The following is a 23,022-nucleotide window of genomic DNA, read 5'->3' on the forward strand; positions in this document are numbered from 1 at the left end:
TATCACCTCTTTCATTGTACCACAAGATATGAAAAAAGGGTTGTTTTTTAACCCTTTTATTTAACTAATGCATGTTCTAAAACTGTATCAATATGATCAGCTAAAACAATTTCCAAATCATCTTGTACTGATTTTGGGATATCATCAATATCTTTTGCATTATCTTTAGGAATAATAATCTTTTTAATTCCTGAACGGTGGGCAGATATAGATTTTTCTTTTAACCCTCCGATTGGAAGCACATTACCTCTTAATGTAATTTCACCTGTCATTGCAACATCATTGCGTACAGGTTTATTTTTAAATGCTGAATAGATTGCTGTTGTTAAGGTTACCCCCGCACTAGGACCATCTTTTTTAACTGCTCCTTCAGGTACATGAATATGAATATCTTCTTTATCAAAAGCAATTTTATCAAGACCATATTTATCTTTATTTGCTTTCATATAATCAAGGGCAATAGAAGCTGATTCTTTCATTACATCACCTAATTGACCTGTAATTATAAATTTACCTGAACCTTGGAAATGATTTACCTCAATCGGTAAAATGTCTCCACCAAATTGTGTATAAGCCATTCCTGTTACAACTCCAATTTGACTATGATCCAATTTCTTAGTATGTTCAAATGGTGCCTTACCAAGATACTGTTCAAGTTCTGGAGTCACAACGATTTTCTTTTCTTTTCCTTTTAAAATAACTAAAACTGCTTTACGACACACTTTAGCAATTAACCTTTCTAAATCACGTACCCCAGCTTCACGAGTATAATGACGAATAATAGTCATTATTGCATCATCTTCAAAAATTAACTGCTCAGAATTTAAACCATGTAACTCTAATTGTTTTTTTATTAAATGATTTTTAGCAATCATTAGTTTCTCTTGTTCTGTATATGAAGAAAGTTCAATTATTTCTAAACGATCTCTTAGTGGTGCTGGAATATTTCCTAAATCATTAGCTGTTGCAATAAACAGTACTTTAGATAAATCATAAGGTTCTTCTAAATAGTTATCAGAAAATTGACTATTTTGCTCAGGATCAAGCACTTCTAACATTGCACTAGTCGGATCACCTTTATAATCACTTGACATCTTATCAATTTCATCTAACAAGAAGACTGGATTAACAACCCCAGCTTTTTTCATACTTTGGATAATTCTCCCTGGCATAGACCCTAAATAAGTACGACGATGTCCTCTAACTTCAGCTTCGTCTTTAACGCCTCCTAATGACGCTTTAACAAATTTACGATCTAATGCTCTAGCAATGCTTTTAGCAAGAGAAGTTTTCCCAACCCCTGGTGGCCCAGCTAAACAAATAATTGGAGCTTTAAGATTTTTAGTCATTTGTTTTACAGCTAAATGTTCTACAATTCTTTCTTTAACTTTTTCTAAACCATAATGATCAGTATTTAAAACATCCTCAACTTTCTGGATATTCTCTACATCTTTAGTTTCTTGATACCAAGGTACTTTTAACATCCAATCAATATATGTTCTAACAACATTCGCTTCTGATGAAGCCGCAGGCATTGTTTCAAAACGTCTTAATTCTTCTTCAATCTTATCTCTGACATATTGAGGATAAGGATTATTTTCTAACTCCTCACGAATAGATTCAGCATCATCCTCTTTAGGCACACTATCACCTAGTTCTTCTTTTATCGCTCTTAATTTTTCGCGTAAATAATACTCACGTTGATTTTCATCAATACTTTCACGTACTTTACGATTTATCGTCTCTTCAATCTCACCGATTACTTTTTCAGATTCAATTGAACTAGCAACTAATAATAATCGTTCATTAATATTTACTGTCTCTAAAATTTGTTGTTTTTGTTTAAAATCAATCGGTAGATACTGCCCAATCGTATCAGCTAAAATACTCGCAGACACTCCGCTAGTTAGGCGATTGATAGAATCTAATGGCATGTTAGGCATACTTCTTTTTGCCTGCTCAAAATATGAAGTAGTTTTACGAACTAAAGCTATTTCTTCATTACGATCACCAGATTCATCTTCAAGAACTGTGGCTGTAGAATAAATAGTACCTTCTTTTTCAATAAAATTTTCTAATTTAATTCTTTTTGCACCTATTACAGTTAATTTAATTGTACCAGAACTATCACGGCGTACTTTACGATCAATTTTACAAATCGTACCAATATGATACACATCATCAAAAGAAGGATTATCCACTAAGGGATTGATTTGAGAGACAAAGATTATATTGTTATCATGCTCTCTAGTACTTAACTCAAGTGCTTTTAAACTCACAGGACGTCCAACATCTAATGTCAATTTGTTTTCCGGGAAAACAATCATGCCCCTAGTACAAACTACCGGTAAAGTTAATACAGTTTGTTCGTTCACTTTAATTCCTCCTATTTTCTATTTTACTAAAAAGACGCATGAGCGCCTTTTATTATTTCTTTAAGTTATCTTTTACTAATTCAATAGCTTTACGAGTTAATAAATCATTTTCGATTCGGCTCATATTTCCTTCGAAAATTTTCTTAACTTCATCTAACTCTTTTTTATAATACTCTGCAATTGTTTGTAATTCAGCTTCTAATTCTTCATCACTAACAACTAATTTTTCTTCTTCGATAATGGCAGTAAGAATAGCATTTATCTTAACTCGTTGTTCAGCTTGAGGTTTAATATCCTCCTTAATTGCATCTTTATTCTTACCAGTAAATTGTTCATATACTTCAAAGTTCAAACCTTGTCTTTGTAAATTTTGTTCAATTTCTTGTAACATCATTTCTTGTTCTTCTTTTAATAAAGCTTCACTAGTTTCAACCTTTGAATTTGCAATCAATGCACTATAGATATCATCCATGAATTTTTGTTCATTTTCATTTTCTTTACGAGTTTTGATATTAGCTTTGATATGATCCTTTAATTGTTCTAAAGTTTCTACACCATCAATATTAACATCTTTAGCTAATTCATCATCGATTTCAGGTAAATGTTTTTCTTTGATTTCATGTACAGTTACTTTAAAAACAGCTTCTTTTCCAGCTAAATCTGCAGCTCCATAATCTTCTGGGAATGTAACTTTAATTTCTTCTTCTTTATCAACACCCATACCAACTAATTGCTCTTCAAAACCTGGGATAAATGATCCACTACCAATTTCTAATGGATAATTTTCACCCTTTCCACCTTCAAAAGCAACACCATCAACAAATCCTTCAAAATCGATCACAGCAGTGTCACCATTAGCAACTTTTCCATCTTCTTTTACTGATAATTCAGCAAATTGACTTTGATAATTTGTTAATTGTTCTTCGATTTCTTTTTTTGTTACTGTTACACGTGTTTTCTTAACTTCTAATCCTTTATATTCACCAAGCTCAACTTCAGGTTTTACAGGAACTAAGATTCTTACTTCTAATTCTTCTTCACTTACTTTATTAACACTTAAAGCTGGTTGTGCTAATGGTTCAACTTCAGCATCATTTAAGATTTTAACAAAGTTTGCTTGTAAGATCATATCAGTAGCTTCTTCTAAGATACTACCTTTAGACACTCTTGCTTTAACCATAGCAATAGGTGCCTTACCTGGTCTAAAACCATCAATTTTAACTTTTTTAGCTAATTTGTTTAATGCTTTTTTTTGAGTTTCTTTCCATTCATCTACATCAAATGCTACTGTTAATTCAACAATGGCATTTTCTAATTTTTTATTATCAATTTTCATACTATTCTCCTTCTTTAGTTTCATCACGTATTATATACTAACAATATCATTAATTCAACTTTTTTGAACATTAATATCCCAATTTTTGTGAGTTTAATATTCAATTTGTTTAATTTCATTTAATTTTTCTAAAATTTCTTCTTTATCACAATTATAAAGCAGTTCTATATCATCTATCTCTAAATCAATATACTGCATTGAAGCCAAATGATAATGTATAGCTGCTGCAAGTGAACGATAATCATATTCATCTATATATTTAGGATAGATTAAATATAGATAATAATTTAAAAACTGTTCACAAAGACAAAATAGAGACGGGTTTTCATCTTCAATTCCTTCACTCAACAATTCTAAAAGAGTCCCACCAACTTCTTGATTTAATACTAACGGTGCATAACTAGGATTAATATCATATTCAATCCCATTTTTAACTAATATCATATCCTCATCGATTTCTTGATCGATCATCAATTCAATTAGTAAGCTTTTTGCAAAACTTGGTTTACTACTATCTTTTAAAAAGATTCTAATCGCTGGTAAAAGGCGACGAATATTAATTCCTTCCATTTGTTCAATTGCCATATATAAAAGATCTTCATTTAAAATATCTTTCATCAAGATATTTTCCATATCTTCTAAGCTAAATGCATTATTATGTCGTTCCATCCCTTCATTAGCTTCTCTTTTAGCTAATAATAATTCATCATGAGCTGCATTAAAGACTGTTTCATATTCATAAGGAATATATGGCATTGATAATTCTTCAACTACAATATCAATTGCTTCTTCAAATTCCTCTAATTCTTTTAATGTCGCTACATAAATACTTACAACGTCATAATATGTATTACTAGCCTTTACTTTAGCCAGTATTCCTTCTGCTTTAGCTCTATGGTATTCACCCAAACCATATAAACAAACCAGTCTTTGATATCGAACTGTTTCATCCTCTAAATCAGTAAGCAAATCTAAAGCATCTTGAAATTGACTATTTGTAATATATTCTTCAATCATACATTCTCCTTAAAAATGATGTATCAATGATACATCATTTACTTTTCATCTTCTTCTAAATCAAATTGATAATCAATATCATCATCACTATCTTCTTGAGCATGTAAACTTTCAATTACTTCGTTATAAAGCTCTAATTTACTATCTTTAAAAAAATCATCATCTGTTAAAGGCATAATCATCACTCCTCAACACACTATTATAACAATCCTATATTATTTTGCAATTGAAAATAACTATATTTTTAAGATTGTCTAAATTCAAAATACTGATTAAATAATTGTCGATAATAATCTGCAAAAACACTATTTTTCCGCCATACAAAATTAATATCATGTTTAATTGACAAACCAGCAATTTTTATTTCTTTTAATAACCCTGCCTTTAATTCCTCTTCAACCGCAACACGATACATAAAAGTAATTCCATGATTATTACTAACCAATTGTTTTATTGTATTAATATTACTTATCTCAATTAAATTATTAAAATCATTAATACTTAGATTCTGGTCACTTAAATATTGTTCTATTATTTCCCTAGAGCCTGATCCCTCTTCACGAATAATCAAATTATAATTAAATAACACAGACATGTCATCAACAGCATCGATTTCAAATTGATTTGAACCAACACAAATAAATAACTCTTGACAATAATATAAATAATCATACTCCAACTTATTAAAATATCCTTCTACTAAAGCAAAATCAATCTTTCCTTCATTCATATAATTCAATAACTCTTTAGTATTTGCAACTTTCATCTTTATAATTACATTATTTTCCTTATTTAAAAAATGATCAATTACATTTGGCATCATATATTCACCTACTGTCAAAGTAGCTCCGAAAATCAATTCCTGTTTCATCTTCATATCCTGAAATCTCTTTTTTAAAAATATATCATCATGTTTTAATGTAGTTGCATATTCTAATAATATTTTTGCCTCATTTGTCAATTGCATCTTTTTTCCTAAATAATAAAATAATTTAATATTATAATAATTTTCAAGATAACGAATATGATTAGAGACAGCTGGCTGGGTAATATTTAAATATTGACTAGCTTTAGTAAAATTCATAAATTTACAAACAGCTAAAAAAGTATCAACTCGAAAATCTAACATTTTATCACCCTCATCAATCATAACATAATTTTATCATTATATAAATATATATAATTTTTATTTATTGTTTTAATCATGTATAATAACATCGATTAGAAGGGGGATACATATGAATAAAATTAAAACTAATGCTTTAGGCATCATTTTATGTTTAGCAATTTCTTTACCAGCTTATTATCTAGGGAAATTATTCCCATTGATTGGAGGACCCGTTTTTGCAATCATCATGGGAATGATTATCACTCATTTTCTCAAGGACAAAAGTAAGATTCAAAATGGAATAACTTATACTTCAAAAAAAATCTTACAATATGCTGTAATCTTATTAGGTTTTGGGATGAATTTAAAAGATATTTTAAAAATCGGCAGCTCATCGCTACCAATTATTATATCTACTATTACAACATCTCTAGTTGTCGCTTATGTTTTGTGTAAGCTTTTAAAAATTCCTTCAAAAATAGCTACCCTAATTGGAGTTGGTTCTTCTATCTGTGGTGGTTCAGCTATTGCAGCTACAGCACCAGTTATTGAAGCTGATGATGAAGAAATCGCCCAAGCTATTTCAGTAATTTTTCTTTTTAATATTTTAGCAGCTTTGATTTTCCCTACCTTAGGTGGTGTTCTAGGTTTATCAAATGATGGTTTTGGTTTATTTGCTGGAAGTGCTGTTAATGATACATCTTCAGTTACTGCTACAGCTACTGCCTGGGACGGAATTCATGGCAGCAATACGTTAGATCAAGCTACTATTGTCAAACTTACAAGAACTTTAGCAATTATTCCAATTACCTTAGTTTTAGCATTCAAACGAACTCGTGATGAAGAAAAAAGTAATAGTAAAGTAAATTTAAAAAAGATTTTTCCATATTTTATTTTATTCTTTGTTTTAGCATCTATAATTACAACTGTTTTTAATTTATCAAGTACTATTACCGCTCCAATCAAAGATTTAAGTAAATTCTTTATTATAATGGCAATGAGCGCAATTGGATTAAATACCAATATCGTTAAATTAGTAAAGAGTGGTGGTAAACCTATTTTATTAGGATTTAGCTGCTGGGTAGCAATCACTGGAGTATGTTTGTTAATGCAGGTTTTATTAGGCTTATTTTAATGACGGTCATGCCGTCATTTTATTTATATAAGTTTTTTTTATTATTTTGTTTTATTTTTATTAGTGTTTGTTATAAAATACAACTATATCATTAAAAGGAGTGGACATATGCTTTGCAAAACAACAAATATACAATTTCAAAAATACGGTTCAGTTTATAACGAAGCTTTCAATCATAAAAGTAAATATATTTATAAAGAGATTTCTATTTCTAGTCATCTATTAACAACAATGTTTTACTGTGATAAAGAGATACGAGTTGAATCAGCTGACTTCGCAAATATTGTCGTTAGTAAAGATCTGCATCAATTTGATTTATTTTCTATTCGTCTTAACTTAATTATCAAACCATTTCAATATTTTAATATCGTCCCTCAAAATAAGAAACAAACAGTCAAATTAATCATTCCTCATGATGCTAAATTTATTGCTTTAAATCTTATGAAACCCTATATTTATCGACCAATCGTCCCAGTTTTATCAATTCCTCAGATTGTTGGATGTTATTACAATATTAAAAAACCAGATTATTATTTTAGAGGCGAACAACATAATTTTTATGAACTTACATACATTGATCATGGCAGTTTAGAATGTTATGTTGAAGATACCTGGTATACTTTACGTGCTGATGATCTAATGATTTATGGACCGAATCAATTTCATCAACAAAAAGTTGGTGATAATCAAACTTGTTCATATCTAACAATTCTTTTCGAAATGGATATCAATGATGATTCAAAATTATTAAATACAGTATTTCATCTAAATGATAACCTTCATAATCTATTAAATAAATTATCATTAACAAGTGATAAACAAAATATTTATTCACAAACATTGATGCTATGTTATCTCCAAGAAAGCATAATTCATTTATTACAAGATAGTCAGCTTCAAAAAGATGCACCTAAAACACCAAATATCCAAGAATATCGTTATGATTTATTTAAACAAATCGCAAAATATATTGATGAAAATATCAATATGCCTTTATCAATTGAAGATATAACCCATAATTTTTCAATTTCCCGCAGTTCATTACAAACTCTTTTTAAGACCAATGTTAACAAAACTCCAAAACACTATATAACTGATTTAAAATTAAATCGTAGTAAAGAATTACTGCTTGAAAATAAATACACTGTTACTGAAATTGCATATATGCTTGGTTTTAGTTCTATCCACTATTTTTCAAGAGCTTTTAAACAACGCTTTAATCTTACTCCAAGTGAATATTCTAAACTTGTATATCATCAACAAGAATCTTTATCACGACAAAATGGCGAAAAATAATTCGCCATTTTTAATTTATTAATCTTATTTCACATGTTATTCACAATTAGAAGCTCTATTTAACAAAGATTTATTATTAAAAATTATTTAATTGCTCTACACTTTTAATCGAGAAATTATTATTACTTTTAATTCTGGATATATATATTGTATTCCAGCCATAGTTATTGCTCCATCAAGAAGAGGAATCATTTCTCTAATAAAATTATAAGAAATATTCCATTTTAACTAGACACTTAACATTTTTATAATCATTTATTCTAAATACAATAATACTCTTGCAAATAAGATCGCAATTATTCTATAAATTCAACTCCATATTTTTATCTAAATAAAAAACCTTGACAATATCAAGGTTGTTTTTTTAATGGCGTCCACGAAGGGATTCGAACCCCTGACCGCACGCTTAGAAGGCGTGTGCTCTATCCAGCTGAGCTACGTAGACCTCTCTTTCGACTGCCTATATAGAATAACATATCCAAAAGAGATGTGCAAGTATTTTTATATTATTTCTTTAAATTCAGCCCTGATTTGCCCTTGGTCAACAAAAATAACACAATAAGACTTCTTACTCCCCCGTCGTGGTAACGTTGTTGAGCCAGGATTAATTAAATAGAAACCGTCAATTTCATCACATTGAGGAACATGTGTATGCCCAGATAATAAAACATCACAACCATGTCTCAATAAATCATTAATCATTATCTCCTCACGATTTATATACCCATAACGATGACCATGAGTAACTAAAAAATTCACACCTTCAACTTCAAAAACTATTTCATCTTGCAATCGCGCAATCCAGTCATTGTTACCTCGAACACAGATCCACCCTTTTAACCGTTCTTCTAAAGCTTCACTATCACCACAATGAACAAAATAATCACCATCTGATTCAATTTTTCTAATTTTATCAAGCATACTTTGCTGCCCATGATTATCCGATATTACCACTATTTTTTTCATTTCTATCACCAATAACTATTATACACAATTATTGATTAAATTGAAATTATATTTTAATACGATTATCAACCTCACCATTTACATCTTCAACAGGAGCTATTTCTTGATCATCAATAAATAATGAAACCTTTTCAACATCCTCTAAATGACTTGCAGATTTTACAATCCGATTATAAAGAGTATTATCTATTGATTCATTATCATTTAAGATATTACTTGCTAAATGAATCTGTAAAGTTCCTTCATTTAAAGAACACTGTTGTACTAATGATAATGGCTGTTCATACTCCATCTGTTTTAGCATGATTGAAACCTTAGTATCAATATCACTATCTGTAGTTTCTACACGCTTTGTTACTGGAACATAATATTCTTGATTATTAATTGTCTGAGTATTATAAACAACTACTGGAGTTGTTTTATACAAATAATTAGTTGAAGATTCAAAATTATTAATTCCTAAACGATTTGTAATACAACTAACGGGTACAGTACTATTAGGTAATTCACTAATATCATTACCATCAATTTTTATATTTACTTTTTCAATCTCACCTACACAAAAAACATAAGATAACATTTCAAAAATATCTAATGCTTCTTGATTATTATTCACATATAAATTATCACTAAAATCAAATGTCAACGATTTATCATTGATTGCCATTGCATTAACTTGAAGATTTGAATCTAAAATCGGATGTAATCCTAAATATTCATAGTCTTTTGACTTCATAACCTCGATCATATTACGATACTTTGTATCATCTTCTAATTCTTGGCTCAAATCTACTTCAATTGGTATTAATGTATCATTGTCATCTCTAAAAACAACTGTCTGATAATTTGTTTTAACTTGTGGCTGTTTAGTATCTTTTTTATTATTGTCTTGTTTTATACAAATAAAACAAATAACTAAACTAGCACAAATCAAAATTCCTGTTAGTAATTTCTTTTTCATTAAATCACCCCAGTATTATTATATGAGATAAAAAACCGAAAATACCAAAATAAAAGATATTTACAACTGCAAATATCTTTTATTTTATAACTATATGTTCTACTTTTAATCCTGTATAATCAAAAAAACCTGAAGAAGAATATCTAAATTCTTCCGTTTCTCCAGTTGTATAGATTTTTATATAATTATTAGGATTAACATTTAAAAGATTATTATTAACTAAAAAATCTTTAACATTTTTACTAATTGCTTCACTACTAGAGATATATTCTATATTAGGCAAAACACGTTTAATTTGTTCTTTTAAAATTGGATAGTGCGTACATCCTAAAATGATAGATTGAACTTTATCAAGATAATTATCAAGGTATTCATGCAGAACTTCATAAATTCCCTCTTTATGCATTCCTGATTCTATTAGAGGAACTAATTTAGGTGTAGCTAATGAATATGTTTTAATCTTTGGATTGATTTGTTTGATTGTATCTGGATATTTTTTTGATTTAATAGTTGCGGAAGTTGCAATAACTAATGTATTATCTACCTTTCGGGTTATAAAATCTTCTACAGTTGCATCTATTACACCAACAATAATTATTTGAGGATATACTAATTGCAACTTTTCTAGTACTGTTGAACTTGTAGTATTACATGCCAGAACAATCATTTTAACATTTTGTTCAATAAAATATTCAACTATACCACTTGCATATTCAAATAACTGCTCTGGGGTTTTCTCACCATATGGACAATGATAGTTATCCCCGATATAAATTATATTTTCATTAGGTAATAATGACCTAATCGAATTTAACACTGTTAAGCCACCTACACCTGAATCAAATATCCCTATCGCTCTTTCCATCTAATTACTCCTTATCTGCCTTATATTCTTCCAAAGCTAAATTCTGTTCATGTAATTTTGCAGCAATATCTTTACCAACATATCTAAATGTTGTTGGACTATACTCATGCCCTGTTACCATTACTTTATCAGCTGGATATCGTAAAATAAAACCATACTCATGACAATGATTGATCAACCATTGATAAATATCTGTTTGATTAAAATCTGCAATACTTATTTCACTTTTTTGAAGATTTACAGTGGTACCTAACTGATATTCATTATACCCAGGAACAACTCCTCTATCTTCTAATGAAGCAACATCATAACTAACAAACGCTGCTGTCAAGATCATATTTGGATAACCTGCATCATAACATGCCCGATACATATCCATTAAATTATTATATGTTTCTTCTTCAAGATACATCGAATGCCTAACTCTAGGCATCCCTACTGCAACAACTTGATTTTTTGGCTCATAACCACCGATATACGTCTCATTATTAACAACTAGTGACAATTCACTAGGATTATAAATTCTTTTAGCATTTGGTTGTAATTCATGATTAAAAAGTGTTGCTAATGAAGTTTTGGTGAAATTACTACTTAACTGCTTAAATGCAGGATACAGTTTTTTCTCACCTAAACCATCATATTCTTTCATTATCTCTAAATAATTATTAGTATCACTGACATATGTATAATCACCATCATCATACATTGAGCGAAGCAATTGATAATATTCAATGTTATCAAAATTAAAATCTCCCTGGTTAATATACGCACTAACCAAATCATTTTTTATTAATGTATTACATTTAGATAAAGCAGTACCTGCAAACGACTCATCTAATTTACTTACTAATTGATTACCTACATTGATCAACTCATTATAATCAGGATATTTCTTTGTTCTATCCAAAGCATTATAAAATTCATAATATTCTAACTTAAATTCAGGGTATTCAATATATTTAATAAATTTATCTACTGCTATTGCATTTTCAACTAAATAATCCTGTTCATCATCATCTAAATACATTTCAATCAATGCTCGATTATCATTATTTATTCCATTAACTCGATAAAAACGATCATATTTACGATTGATTGCAACAAACGCCATAATAAAACACAAAGTTACAATAAAATATAAATGCCATCTTTTTAATTTCATAGTATCACCTTGTTCCATTATATACTAACTATCAATAAAAAACCATAATAAAAAGTAACCCCATGAAATATCTAAATACTTAATTCCACATAAATCTTTAATAAATATTTCTTCTAAAAGAAATTATAATATACTTAAACTCCTATCATTTAACTAACAAACTTACTGTTTTTTATTTGGATAAAATTCTTTAAATAAAGATATATAATCTGGGATATTTTCTATTTGTGGATCATAAAATTCAAAAGTTGTACCATTACACTTTTCATATTTTATACCATCAATTTCATAATCTTTACGAAATTTACAGTTATCTCCTTTACAGTGTTTACATGTCCCATAATCATTAATAAATACTTCTTTAATTATTCTTGGTGCTTTACCAATATAAGATGCATGTTTAGTTACATCATTAAAAAACAATCTAAGCACTATAGAATCTTCTCTTATATAAATACGAGCAAATACATTTTTTGATTTCACATTCGCTTTTCTAAATATAAGCATATATTTCCCCCAGCAATATCCATCTCCTATTACATCACTATATGTATATCCTATATTTTCAAGCTCTTTTGTAATCATAATTATAAATTGTTTATCTTTATCATTTATAAATTCAAATTTTTTATCAGTCAACTCTTTTTCTATCATATTCTTTCATCCTTATTTTTTTAATGAATAATTAGAAATCAAGCTGTACGTCTTTTAAATCATTATCTAAATTTTTAAGATAACTAAAATAATTTAAATGTTCTTCTAAAAGACTGCACATATGTTCTTGATCCTATATATTACCTGTAAATTCATATTTTTCATGATTACTCACCCGCCAGCCCATTTAACATAATCACTAAAATTGATCATATATAACCCATACTGCAAATCTTCTCTGTTTAAGTGGTGCTAGTCTTCAGGAATCGTTTACCCAATACCTTAGATCAGGTTTGATTTTATTTATATTATTTTTAAATCCAAATTCATCAATCATTTTTGGATAATTATATCGTTTAACGATAATTTTGTAACCTTGATCAATTCTTTGATTGTCGAAAGTGCTACACCCTCCTTATCTAGCTCATATATATTTTGACAAAAAACATTAATAATATCAATTGCCTTTTATTCTCTAAGATTATTTGAATGTGACAAACAGAAATTCTTAGCTTACATAAAAATGTAATTTGTTCTATTCTAGAAATTACATCCTCATCATAAACTCTATCTTCACGACGATGACTTTTAATCAAGCGAATTTGTTGATATTAGTATAGCATTCAAGTATAACATTTTATCTTTTTAGATACCTAATTGATTGTCATTTTACATATTTTAAAGGACTAGGTTCTTAATCCTAGTCCTCTATCCCCTACTATTACAACTCTAATTCCTTAAATTTAATCAACTCAAAAACCGCTTGTATTCTTGAATCAACCCCTAACTTTTGGATAACATTAGAAATGTGATTACGTACCGTCTTTTCACTTATTCCTAGTGTTTGTGCAATTTCTCTGGTTGATTGATTTTTAATTAAAAGATTAAAAATTTCTTTCTCCCTTGGCGTTAGGATAATATTCATCTTCTGCTTCACCTCATAATGTAATATATGAAAACATCTATTTTTCGGTGTCACTTTTTAAGATATTAAAAAGATTTAATGCTACTTCTTTAGGTAAAACTTTCTCTAATTGTTCTAAATTCGCTTCTTTTAACTGTTTAACACTACCAAATTCCTTTAATAACAATTTTTTACGTTTTGGACCAATTCCTTCAACATTATCTAAAATTGATTGAAACAAAGATTTAGAACGCACATTTTTATGAAAACTAATTGCATAGCGATGAACCTCATCTTGCATCCTTGTAAGTAAGAAAAATAACTCACTTTTTTTATTAATCTCCACAATTTCACCATTACTGTCTAATAATAGAGACGTAGAATGTTTATCATCTTTAGCCAGACCACAAACCATAATTCCCATATTTAAGCCATCAATTACTTCTTTTGCAACCTTTATTTGACCTTTACCACCATCAACAATAATTAAATCCGGTCTCTCTAACCCTTCCATTAAAACTCGAAAATAGCGACGATAAATAACTTCTTTCATACTAGCATAATCATCAGGACCCTCAACTGTTTTAATTTTGAATTTCCGATAATCCTTTTTAGAAGGTACCCCATCTTTAAAACAAACCATTCCTGCAACTGCATAAGCTCCTTGAATATTAGAGTTATCAAACAATTCAATTCTTCGTGGTAATTTAATATTTAATAAATCTCCTAATTGTTTAATTGCCCCAATTGTTGCCGCCTCATTTTTTTGAATTAATAAAAACTTTTTCTCTAACTGTTCTTTAGCATTATCATTAGCCATAGAAACAAGATCAGCTTTATTACCTTTTTGAGGCTTGATAATTTTACAACTAATTATTTCTTCCAATAATGTAACATCAAGTTCTTTAGGAACCAATAACTCTTTTGGCTCAGTATTTTCTTGATAAAACTGTACTAGAAAAGTAATTATCTGATCTTGAAAATCATCTTGTAAAGGTACCAAGTTCAAATCTCGTGCCAAAAGTTTTCCATTTCGCATAAAAAATAATTGCAAACACAAATATCCTTTATCATGATAATATCCAACAATATCCCGATCTACTAAATCATTAAACTGTACATGCTGCTTACTTGTCACATGTTGAATATGTGTAATTAAATCTCGACATTCTTTTGCTAACTCATAGTTCTGTAACTCACTTGCAGTAAACATCTTTTCCTGTAATTCTTTAATTATCTGCTTTGTATCCCCTTGAATAAATTTAGTAATACTAGAAGTGATTTCCTTATATTGTTGTTCATCTACTTCTTTAATACAAGGTGCTACACATTGATTTAAGGAATAATATAAACATGGCTTTTTTGGAACATGATTACATTTTCTTAATGGATATAGGCGGTTTAAAAGTTTAAATGTTTCTCTTGCTGCCGTTCCATCAGGAAACGGACCAAAATGGCGATGTTTTTTATTTTGGGCGTTTCTAACTATTTTTAAACGAGGGTGTTTTTCTTTTGTTAATTGGATATATGGATAATATTTATTATCCATAAAAAAGATATTGTACTTAGGAGAATAATCTTTAATCAAATTAATTTCTAATAACAACGCTTCTTTTTCAGAATCGGTAACTATATAATCAAAATCAACAATTTCCTGAACTAGTTTAGTCGTTTTATAATTATGAGCTCCAACAAAATATGAAGAAACACGATTTTTTAGTTTCTTAGCTTTTCCTACATATATTACTGTTCCCTCTTTATCCTTCATTAAATAACAACCCGGTTGTAATGGCAATAGCGAAAGTTTATCTTTTATCATTTTACGATTCATTATTCAAAATAAACCAAGGTCGCCCCTAGTCCTCCTTCATTTGGTCCCCCATCACGATAACTAACAACATTTTTATTTTTCTCTAACATTTTTTTCACTCCATTTCTAAGTACTCCTGTACCCATTCCATGAATGATTCTAACCATTGAATAATTATTAACTAAAGCATCATCTAAAAATTTATCAACTAAAAGCATAGCTTCTTCATACCTCTTTCCAATGATATTTAATTCATAGCTTTGATTAGTTGATTTACGTAATGATTTAAGATTAGATTTAACTTTTTTAGGTTTAACCTTTTTAGAAATAAAACTTACTTCTTCAGGTTTAGCATTTAATTTTAATCCACTCATACTAATCGTTAAAATTCCCTTTTTATTTATCGAAAGAATTTCACCCTGACGATTTGCTGATAATACTTTAACGATATCTCCTACTTGATAAACATGCTTTTCTTCATTAATAATTTTCTTTTCCTCATGTTTTAATAAATCAAGATTACGTTTTGCTTCAATTACTACATGCTGTTTTAATTCCGCTTGTTTTTTTAATTCTTCAACAACTAAATCTATTTCTTGTTTAGAATCTTCTAATAATTGATTAGCTTGTTGTTTAGCTTTTTCCATTAAATCATCTTTTTGTTTTTCAAAACTACTAATTAGGCGCTCATATCGATTCATCTTATTTTTAGCTTCATTAGTCAATATTTCTAACTGGTCTCTTTCAAGTTGAACCTGAGTCAACTCATCCTGTAATTTTTCAAGTAATTTATCACTATCAGTCAAACTATTTTCTTTGATTTGATAAGCTAATGCTACTATCTCTTCTTTTAAACCTAATCGTGATGAAATTTCAATTGCATAAGAATTTCCAACGCTGCCTTCAATCAAACGATACGTCGGTATCATCTTCTCTTGGTCAAACTCAACTGCAGCTACTAAAATATATTCTTCATTTTTAGCAAATTCTTTCAATCCAGAATAATGGGTAGACGCTACAATCAACGGATTAACCTTATGTAAATAACGTAAAATGGCTTCAGCAATACTCTGACCTTCCTTTGGGTCGGTCCCTGAACCAATTTCATCTAATAATACTAATGATCTTTCACTAACATCATTAGTAATTTCAACTAATCTTTTCATATGACTAGAAAATGTTGATAATGATTGTTCTATAGATTGCTCATCACCCAGATCAACACAGATCTGATCAAACATTGGAACTGTAGCTTGATGACAAGGAACAGCCATTCCACATAAAGCCATTAAACTAAGTAATCCTGCAGTTTTTAAGACAACTGTCTTCCCTCCTGTATTAGAACCACTAATTAATAATATACGCTTAGGTTCATTTAAAACAATACTATTAGCAACTACCTTATCTTTATCAATTAATGGATGACGTGCTTTAATTAAATTAAAATTACTATAATCCTCACATACTGCTGGAACAACTCCATCTATTTGAACCCCATATCCAGCTTTAGCAAAGATAACATCTATTTCTACTATCAATTCCTGATTTTCATGTAATAAATCATAATTGTCTTTAACCATTCTTGATAATTCTGTCAAAATTCGATTTATTTCTCTTAATTCATCATCACGAGCATGAACTAGTTGATTATTCATTGAAACGATTATTTCGGGTTCAATAAACATCGTCTGTCCAGTAGCTGAAACAGCATGAACAATTCCCTTAACTGTATTTTTATTCCCAGCTTTAACAGGCAATACTAGATGATTATTTCGACTAGAAATAGCTTCTTGTGATAAATAGTCTTTATTTGCAGCTTTTACTTGTTCAATTTTTGTTCTAATATTAGCTTCAATTGATAATATTTGCCGTCTTATTTTACGAAGCTCTTTACTTGCACTATCTAAAATATTCCCACTGCTATCAATACAACGATTTATTTCATTTAAAAGTTGTTTTGGCAAAACCAATTGATTACATAGTTGAAATAATTCATTGTCTTCAAGTTCTTTTTCTGATAAATAATTTGTTATTTCTTTGACATTATTTAACAAATAAACAATTTGAACAAAATCCTCACCAAATAAAGTTCCATCTTTATTTGCTTTTAATAATAATGGTTCAACATCATCATAATGCCCCATTGGTAAACGACCATATTTATAAATCAAATGCATTGCCTGATCTAAATATTTTTGGTCTAATTTTAAATCTTCTAAGTCTTGATAAGGTTGTAAAGACTCTATTTTATCTTTAGCTAAAGAACTAACACAAAATGCTTCAACCTTATTTTTTATTTGATTAAATTCTAACGTATCATATATATTTTTCATTCTAATCACTCACTAATATCTTACTTAATATTTTATCTACATCTATTTTACTATGATCGATTTTTAATAGCAATTTTTCTACTTCATCATACTGCTGCTGATTTAATATGATTGGTGTTTCTATACTATCAATATCCTGATAATATTTTAATAATGAATTTTCTAAATCCTCTTGACTAAGCAAACCTTTATCATAGGCATTATTTAATGAAGCTGAAATTGTATAAATACTATCCGCATCAAAACTATTATAATTTATCCCATTATTAATTACCTTACTAATTGTATCTAAAGATTCGATTTCATCAGTAACAGCTGGTACAAGTTCTAATATTTTTTTTGCTACAACCGTCTTTTCTACATTTTCTTTACCTCCAGGTACAATTGGCATGATAATAAAAATTAATGCTACATAGATCATGATTATTCCCTCAATGAAACTAACAACAATTCCTAATAATCGATCTAATTGCTCAAATAACTTAAAACTATAAATAATCTTTTTTAATAAAGGTTTAATAACTTTCCCGATTAATAATAATACTACTTTTAAACCAATAAATAAAATAATAAAAATTATAAATCGATTAACTACTTTACCAACAGCCTCACCAAGTCCTGTGACTTCATATATCGTATAAAGACTAGATAACGGCGAAGAAGCATATAAAGCTGCTAGCAGAGATATAATTGTAGCCGCCAAATCATAAGCGCGATAAACGAATCCCTTAAAATATCCAAAAATCAACATTAATAACAAAACAAAAGTGATAATTGTGTCAATAAATAGCGAATTTATTACAAAATTCATAAAAACACCTCAATTTCTTTTAATATACATTGTAGCAAAACAAATTTATACTGTCAAAAAGTTTAAAAATATGTTATACTAAGTTAGTAGGACTAGGAGGACAAGTAATGAACATGAATGTAGTAAGAAATAATAGTTCAAAAAGAATGAATATTATTAATATGCATGCTTACGATAAACTTGTAGCTTTTAGCGACTCTAGTACAGCCAATGATAATGATATTCAAAGCAGCACTTATAATTACAAAAATATCAATCATATTGGTTGTGACGAAACAGGATCTGGTGATTTTTTTGGACCTTTGTGTGTTGTCGCCTGTTACATAGATGAACGTGATTTTGAATGGTTGCTTAGCATTGGGGTACGCGATCCAAAAGATATGGATAACCATGAGCTCGTTCGCATTGCTAGAGAAATAAAAGATCGACTTATTTATAGTTTGTTGATTCTTGATAATTCGCATTATAATGCTATGGTAAAGGCAGGAAACAATTTGGCTAATATCAAAGCAAAGCTATATAATCAAGCTGTAACTAATGTTATGCAAAAAGTAGGTATGCCTGTTAAAGACAAACTAGTTAATCAGTTTGTTTCCCCAAAAACTTATTATAACTATTTAAAAAATGAAGTTATTGTTGTCAAAGACTTAACCTTTGTTCAAAAAGGTGAAGAAAAGTATTTAGCCATAATTTGTTCAATGATTTTATCAAAATATGCCTATTTGCAATATTTTACCAATATGTCACGTAGTCTAAAAATGAAATTACCTCATGGTAATAGTAATAGTGTTGATACTACTGCTATTGAAATTGCAAAAAAATATGGACCTAAAATGTTATTCAAAGTTACAAAAACTAATATGACTAATTACAAACGGATTAAAGATTTAATCTAGGATAACATAGTTATCCTTTTTTTATTATGCAATTTTTTATTCTAAAATATACTAAAAGGTTGTCAAAGACAACCCAATGAAGTCAACTTAAGCTCTATATCTAAGAAGACTTCTTTTTTCATTTTATTTAACTTCAATTGTAAATGGCGCTACTTTAGTATATTTAACATTCGCTGCATCCAGCATCCTTTTAGCAGCTCGATCACTATCACTACCACTATATTTATCATCTTCATATACAATTTCATTAATACCACTTTGAATAATCGCTTTAACACATTCATGGCATGGAAATAACGAAACATAGATACGACATCCTTTTAAATTTCCTGTGCTATTTAAAATAGCATTTAATTCTGCATGAACCACATAGGGATATTTAGTCTCATATAACTCCCCTTCTCTAACTTGCCAAGGAAACTCATTATCTTCACAACCCCAAGGTAAACCATTATACCCAACACCAACTATTTTATTATCACTATTAACAATACAAGCCCCTACCTGAGTATTAGGATCTTTAGAACGATATGCAGATAGTTTAGCTACCCCCATAAAATATTGAGTCCAATTAATTACCTTACTCATTTTTCATTTCCTCCTCTAATTCATCTAATTTTGTTTTAAAATAATCTGGTAACTCACTTTCAAATTCCATATATTTTTGTGTTACGGGATGAATAAAGCCTAATTTTTTAGCATGTAAAAATTGTCCATAGGTAAAATCATCTTTACGTCGTCCATATTTTGGATCACCATAAACTGGATATCCAATATAGCTCATATGAACTCTAATTTGATGTGTTCGCCCTGTTTCAAGACGACACTCAATTAAACTCATACTTTTATAGCGTTTTATAACTGTAAAATTTGTAACTGCATTTTTACTATTATTTCTAGTGACTGTCATACTTTGACGATCATTTGGATTTCGTCCAATTGGAGCATCAATTTTCCCCTGTACATGAGGTATCACTCCATGTACAAGTGCTACATACCGTCTTGTAACACTATGTGTTTTTAATTGATTAGATAATGAACGATGCGCAGCATCATTTTTAGCAATCATCAACAGTCCACTTGTCTCTTTGTCAATTCGATGCACAATTCCTGGACGATTCACCCCATTAATACCTGAAAGATCTTTGCAATGATATAATAATGCATTAACTAAAGTACCTTTTATAATACCTGGTGAAGGATGAACGATCATTCCTGTTGGTTTATCAACGACAATTACATCTCTATCCTCATAAACGATCTTTAAAGGAATATTTTCAGGTTCAACATCTAATTCTGTATTATCCTCAATCGTAATTTCAATTTCATCATTTAGTTTAGTTTTATAGCTGGCTTTGGCCACCTTACCATTAACACTGACTAACCCCTTACTAATCATCTCTTGAATCATAGTCCTAGATAAATCTTTCATATTTAAAGAAATCACTTTATCCAGTCGAAAATTATCTTCATTATCAACTATTAAGTTATATTTTTCCATGTATGTGCTCCTCAAAAATTATTTCGATAATTATCAATGCTACTCCAATCACTACTGCCATATCAGCAATATTAAAAATCGGAAAATTATAATTGAAAATAATCACATCAATAAAATCACGAACATATCCTAATACCATTCGGTCAATCAAATTACCAATCATTCCTGCAAACGTAAGAACTAGACCAAATCGTGTCAATATTTCTTCTTTTTTAGTTCGTTTAAAAAAAATGATCATTAAAACAGCTGATACCAAAGCAACAATAATAAACAACCATAAATGTCCTGCTAACATTCCCCAGGCTACCCCAGTATTATGTGCATATGTAAAGTAAAAAAGGTTATTAATAATTTCTTGCGATTGCCCTAATTGCATTGATGATGATACTAGATGTTTTGTAAACTGATCACCACCAATCAATACTATTAATGTAATTAGATATAGTAATTTATTTCTTTTTGTTAAATTCATTTTTATCACCCATCGCCATTATACAATAATCTTTGGATAACCACAATAAAATAAAGAGCTAAGGCTCTTTATAAAATATAAATTATAACAGCTAAAAAATGAAAAGCAGAACCAACCATTACAAAAATATGAAACAATTCATGAAAACCAAAACTTTTAAACCAATTAGGTTTTTCAAAAATATAAATAACCGCACCTATCGAATAACTAATCCCTCCTGCAGCAATTAGCCCCAGACATCCTAGTGGCACATTAGCAAACGCCGGCAGATCAAAAATCAATGCCCACCCCATTAATAGATAAAATACTGTTGATATAAATCTCGGTGCATTCATCCAAAATAATTTTACAATAATTCCAATAATTGCAATTAACCAGATAGCTGTTAAAAAATACAAACTATGAGGATAATCTAGATAAGTCAAACATACAGGTGTATATGTTCCTGCAATTAACACATAAATCATTGAATGATCTAACTTTCTTAAAATTAATTTTATATTATTATCCTCATCAGCATTGTAATAATGATAAATAAAACTTGCACTATACAAAGAAATTGACGACAAACCAAAAACTGTAATCCCGACTACTGTTTGTTGATTTGAACCTTCTTTAACCGCTATAACCATCATTATAATTAATGTCACTAACGATAAGACAGCTCCAATAAAATGTGTTTCACTACTTACTGGATCCATTGCCTTTCTAAATATTTTCATACCATAACCTCCTTATATAGTTTTAATAACTATATTATACATTTATAATATCATCTATCAAGTATATGTCAACCATATCTTGATATATTTATTAAAATAAGATAAGATATTAATGAGGTGATTCTATGGAAAAATTAGAATTAATAGAGATTATTGATAAAGTTGTAAATAAAAGTGATTTAAAAGCATCAGATATACCATCATTAGATTTATATATGGATCAAATCATGACCTTGTTTGAAGAACATCTTCAAGATAATAAGCGTTATGCCAAAGATAAACTTTTGACTAAAACAATGATCAATAATTACACTAAAGCTGGTGTAATCAAGCCTGTAAAAGGAAAGAAATATACAAAAGAACAAATAATTGGTATGTTATTGATCTATAATTTAAAAAATACTATTACAATCCAGGAAATTAAACATATTCTAGAACCTATTTATAATAATGATGATTCACTAGAAGATATCTATAAACAATTTATTGAAATAAAAAAAGTTCAAGATAATGAATTAAAACCATTAGTTTTAAAAACAATTAATAATTTTAATTTAGATATCAATAACGATGATCAAAGATTAATTATAATAATGGCACTAGCATCATTGTCCAATCAATTAACAAATATTATCCAAGGAATTATTGATAACTATTGTAATACGACCAAGTAACAAGAGTTTTAGTTGACTAAAACC

Annotated in this window: 22 protein-coding genes and 1 tRNA gene; 4 read left to right on the forward strand and 19 right to left on the reverse strand. The window is 28.9% G+C overall.

What is annotated here, in order from left to right:
* Nucleotides 1-56: 56 nt before the first annotated feature.
* From lon to ACLR9T_RS04835, 5 genes are all read right to left on the reverse strand, one after another.
* Entirely contained in the window at nucleotides 57-2,375 is a 2,319-nt protein-coding gene (gene lon / locus ACLR9T_RS04815) for an endopeptidase La (protein WP_413108401.1), read from the reverse strand.
* Nucleotides 2,376-2,427: 52 nt separating this feature from the next.
* Complete coding sequence (gene tig / locus ACLR9T_RS04820; RefSeq protein WP_413108402.1) at nucleotides 2,428-3,711, reverse strand: trigger factor; 1,284 nt, start codon at nucleotides 3,709-3,711, stop codon at nucleotides 2,428-2,430.
* 93 nt (nucleotides 3,712-3,804) lie between these two features.
* Nucleotides 3,805-4,728 carry a hypothetical protein gene (locus tag ACLR9T_RS04825; protein ID WP_413108403.1) on the reverse strand — a complete coding sequence of 308 codons (924 nt, stop codon included), beginning with the start codon at nucleotides 4,726-4,728 and terminating at the stop codon, nucleotides 3,805-3,807.
* Between the two features lie 38 nt (nucleotides 4,729-4,766).
* A complete protein-coding gene (locus ACLR9T_RS04830; protein WP_413108404.1) occupies nucleotides 4,767-4,904 on the reverse strand; it encodes a hypothetical protein in 138 nt (45 codons plus the stop codon).
* A 68-nt stretch (nucleotides 4,905-4,972) separates the two neighbouring features.
* Nucleotides 4,973-5,857: a LysR substrate-binding domain-containing protein gene (locus ACLR9T_RS04835; protein WP_413108405.1), complete on the reverse strand. Its 885-nt coding sequence runs from the start codon at nucleotides 5,855-5,857 to the stop codon at nucleotides 4,973-4,975.
* 109 nt (nucleotides 5,858-5,966) lie between these two features.
* On the opposite strand from ACLR9T_RS04835, the gene ACLR9T_RS04840 reads away from it, so the two are divergent.
* Both ACLR9T_RS04840 and ACLR9T_RS04845 read left to right on the forward strand, forming a co-directional pair.
* The gene (locus ACLR9T_RS04840; RefSeq protein ID WP_413108406.1) at nucleotides 5,967-6,971 is read left to right on the forward strand and encodes a YeiH family protein; all 1,005 of its coding nucleotides are present in this window, start codon (nucleotides 5,967-5,969) and stop codon (nucleotides 6,969-6,971) included.
* Nucleotides 6,972-7,079: 108 nt separating this feature from the next.
* Nucleotides 7,080-8,267 carry an AraC family transcriptional regulator gene (locus ACLR9T_RS04845; RefSeq protein WP_413108407.1) on the forward strand — a complete coding sequence of 396 codons (1,188 nt, stop codon included), beginning with the start codon at nucleotides 7,080-7,082 and terminating at the stop codon, nucleotides 8,265-8,267.
* A gap of 368 nt (nucleotides 8,268-8,635) precedes the next feature.
* On the opposite strand, the gene ACLR9T_RS04850 is transcribed toward ACLR9T_RS04845, so the two are convergent.
* The 10 genes from ACLR9T_RS04850 to ACLR9T_RS04895 form a co-directional block, all read right to left on the reverse strand.
* A tRNA-Arg gene (locus ACLR9T_RS04850) sits at nucleotides 8,636-8,712 on the reverse strand.
* A gap of 56 nt (nucleotides 8,713-8,768) precedes the next feature.
* The gene (locus ACLR9T_RS04855) at nucleotides 8,769-9,233 is read right to left on the reverse strand and encodes a metallophosphoesterase family protein (protein WP_413108408.1); all 465 of its coding nucleotides are present in this window, start codon (nucleotides 9,231-9,233) and stop codon (nucleotides 8,769-8,771) included.
* A gap of 46 nt (nucleotides 9,234-9,279) precedes the next feature.
* Nucleotides 9,280-10,194, reverse strand: a complete 915-nt coding sequence (locus ACLR9T_RS04860) for a hypothetical protein (RefSeq protein WP_413108409.1) — start codon at nucleotides 10,192-10,194, stop codon at nucleotides 9,280-9,282.
* Between the two features lie 79 nt (nucleotides 10,195-10,273).
* A complete protein-coding gene (murI, locus tag ACLR9T_RS04865; protein WP_413108410.1) occupies nucleotides 10,274-11,059 on the reverse strand; it encodes a glutamate racemase in 786 nt (261 codons plus the stop codon).
* A 4-nt stretch (nucleotides 11,060-11,063) separates the two neighbouring features.
* On the reverse strand, nucleotides 11,064-12,221 hold the full coding sequence (locus ACLR9T_RS04870; protein ID WP_413108411.1) for a M15 family metallopeptidase: 1,158 nt from the start codon (nucleotides 12,219-12,221) through the stop codon (nucleotides 11,064-11,066).
* Nucleotides 12,222-12,383: 162 nt separating this feature from the next.
* Nucleotides 12,384-12,875: a hypothetical protein gene (locus ACLR9T_RS04875; protein ID WP_413108412.1), complete on the reverse strand. Its 492-nt coding sequence runs from the start codon at nucleotides 12,873-12,875 to the stop codon at nucleotides 12,384-12,386.
* A 721-nt stretch (nucleotides 12,876-13,596) separates the two neighbouring features.
* A complete protein-coding gene (locus tag ACLR9T_RS04880; protein WP_092354182.1) occupies nucleotides 13,597-13,800 on the reverse strand; it encodes a helix-turn-helix domain-containing protein in 204 nt (67 codons plus the stop codon).
* Nucleotides 13,801-13,837: 37 nt separating this feature from the next.
* Entirely contained in the window at nucleotides 13,838-15,610 is a 1,773-nt protein-coding gene (gene uvrC, locus ACLR9T_RS04885) for an excinuclease ABC subunit UvrC (RefSeq protein ID WP_413108413.1), read from the reverse strand.
* Nucleotides 15,610-17,922 (reverse strand): endonuclease MutS2, encoded by a 2,313-nt coding sequence (locus ACLR9T_RS04890; RefSeq protein ID WP_413108414.1) that lies wholly within the window; start codon nucleotides 17,920-17,922, stop codon nucleotides 15,610-15,612. Before ACLR9T_RS04890 ends, uvrC begins: the two co-directional genes overlap by 1 nt.
* Nucleotide 17,923: 1 nt before the next feature.
* Complete coding sequence (locus ACLR9T_RS04895; protein ID WP_413108415.1) at nucleotides 17,924-18,733, reverse strand: CvpA family protein; 810 nt, start codon at nucleotides 18,731-18,733, stop codon at nucleotides 17,924-17,926.
* A gap of 107 nt (nucleotides 18,734-18,840) precedes the next feature.
* On the opposite strand from ACLR9T_RS04895, the gene rnhC reads away from it, so the two are divergent.
* On the forward strand, nucleotides 18,841-19,629 hold the full coding sequence (gene rnhC / locus ACLR9T_RS04900) for a ribonuclease HIII (RefSeq protein WP_413108416.1): 789 nt from the start codon (nucleotides 18,841-18,843) through the stop codon (nucleotides 19,627-19,629).
* Nucleotides 19,630-19,752: 123 nt separating this feature from the next.
* Here the strand turns inward: rnhC and ACLR9T_RS04905 are convergent, their stop codons facing one another.
* The 4 genes from ACLR9T_RS04905 to trhA all read right to left on the reverse strand — a co-directional run bounded on the left by ACLR9T_RS04905 (nucleotide 19,753) and on the right by trhA (nucleotide 22,324).
* A complete protein-coding gene (locus tag ACLR9T_RS04905; RefSeq protein WP_413108417.1) occupies nucleotides 19,753-20,217 on the reverse strand; it encodes a deoxycytidylate deaminase in 465 nt (154 codons plus the stop codon).
* Nucleotides 20,210-21,130, reverse strand: a complete 921-nt coding sequence (locus ACLR9T_RS04910; RefSeq protein ID WP_413108418.1) for an RluA family pseudouridine synthase — start codon at nucleotides 21,128-21,130, stop codon at nucleotides 20,210-20,212. Before ACLR9T_RS04910 ends, ACLR9T_RS04905 begins: the two co-directional genes overlap by 8 nt.
* A complete protein-coding gene (gene lspA / locus ACLR9T_RS04915; RefSeq protein ID WP_413108419.1) occupies nucleotides 21,117-21,602 on the reverse strand; it encodes a signal peptidase II in 486 nt (161 codons plus the stop codon). Before lspA ends, ACLR9T_RS04910 begins: the two co-directional genes overlap by 14 nt.
* 68 nt (nucleotides 21,603-21,670) lie before the next feature.
* The gene (trhA, locus tag ACLR9T_RS04920; RefSeq protein ID WP_413108420.1) at nucleotides 21,671-22,324 is read right to left on the reverse strand and encodes a PAQR family membrane homeostasis protein TrhA; all 654 of its coding nucleotides are present in this window, start codon (nucleotides 22,322-22,324) and stop codon (nucleotides 21,671-21,673) included.
* Between the two features lie 125 nt (nucleotides 22,325-22,449).
* Here trhA and ACLR9T_RS04925 point away from each other — a divergent pair, with 125 nt between their 5' ends.
* A complete protein-coding gene (locus ACLR9T_RS04925) occupies nucleotides 22,450-22,998 on the forward strand; it encodes a DUF1836 domain-containing protein (RefSeq protein WP_413108421.1) in 549 nt (182 codons plus the stop codon).
* Nucleotides 22,999-23,022: the final 24 nt, after the last annotated feature.

The organism is Thomasclavelia sp., assembly GCF_047249845.1.
GTDB lineage: Bacteria > Bacillota_I > Bacilli_A > Erysipelotrichales > Coprobacillaceae > Thomasclavelia.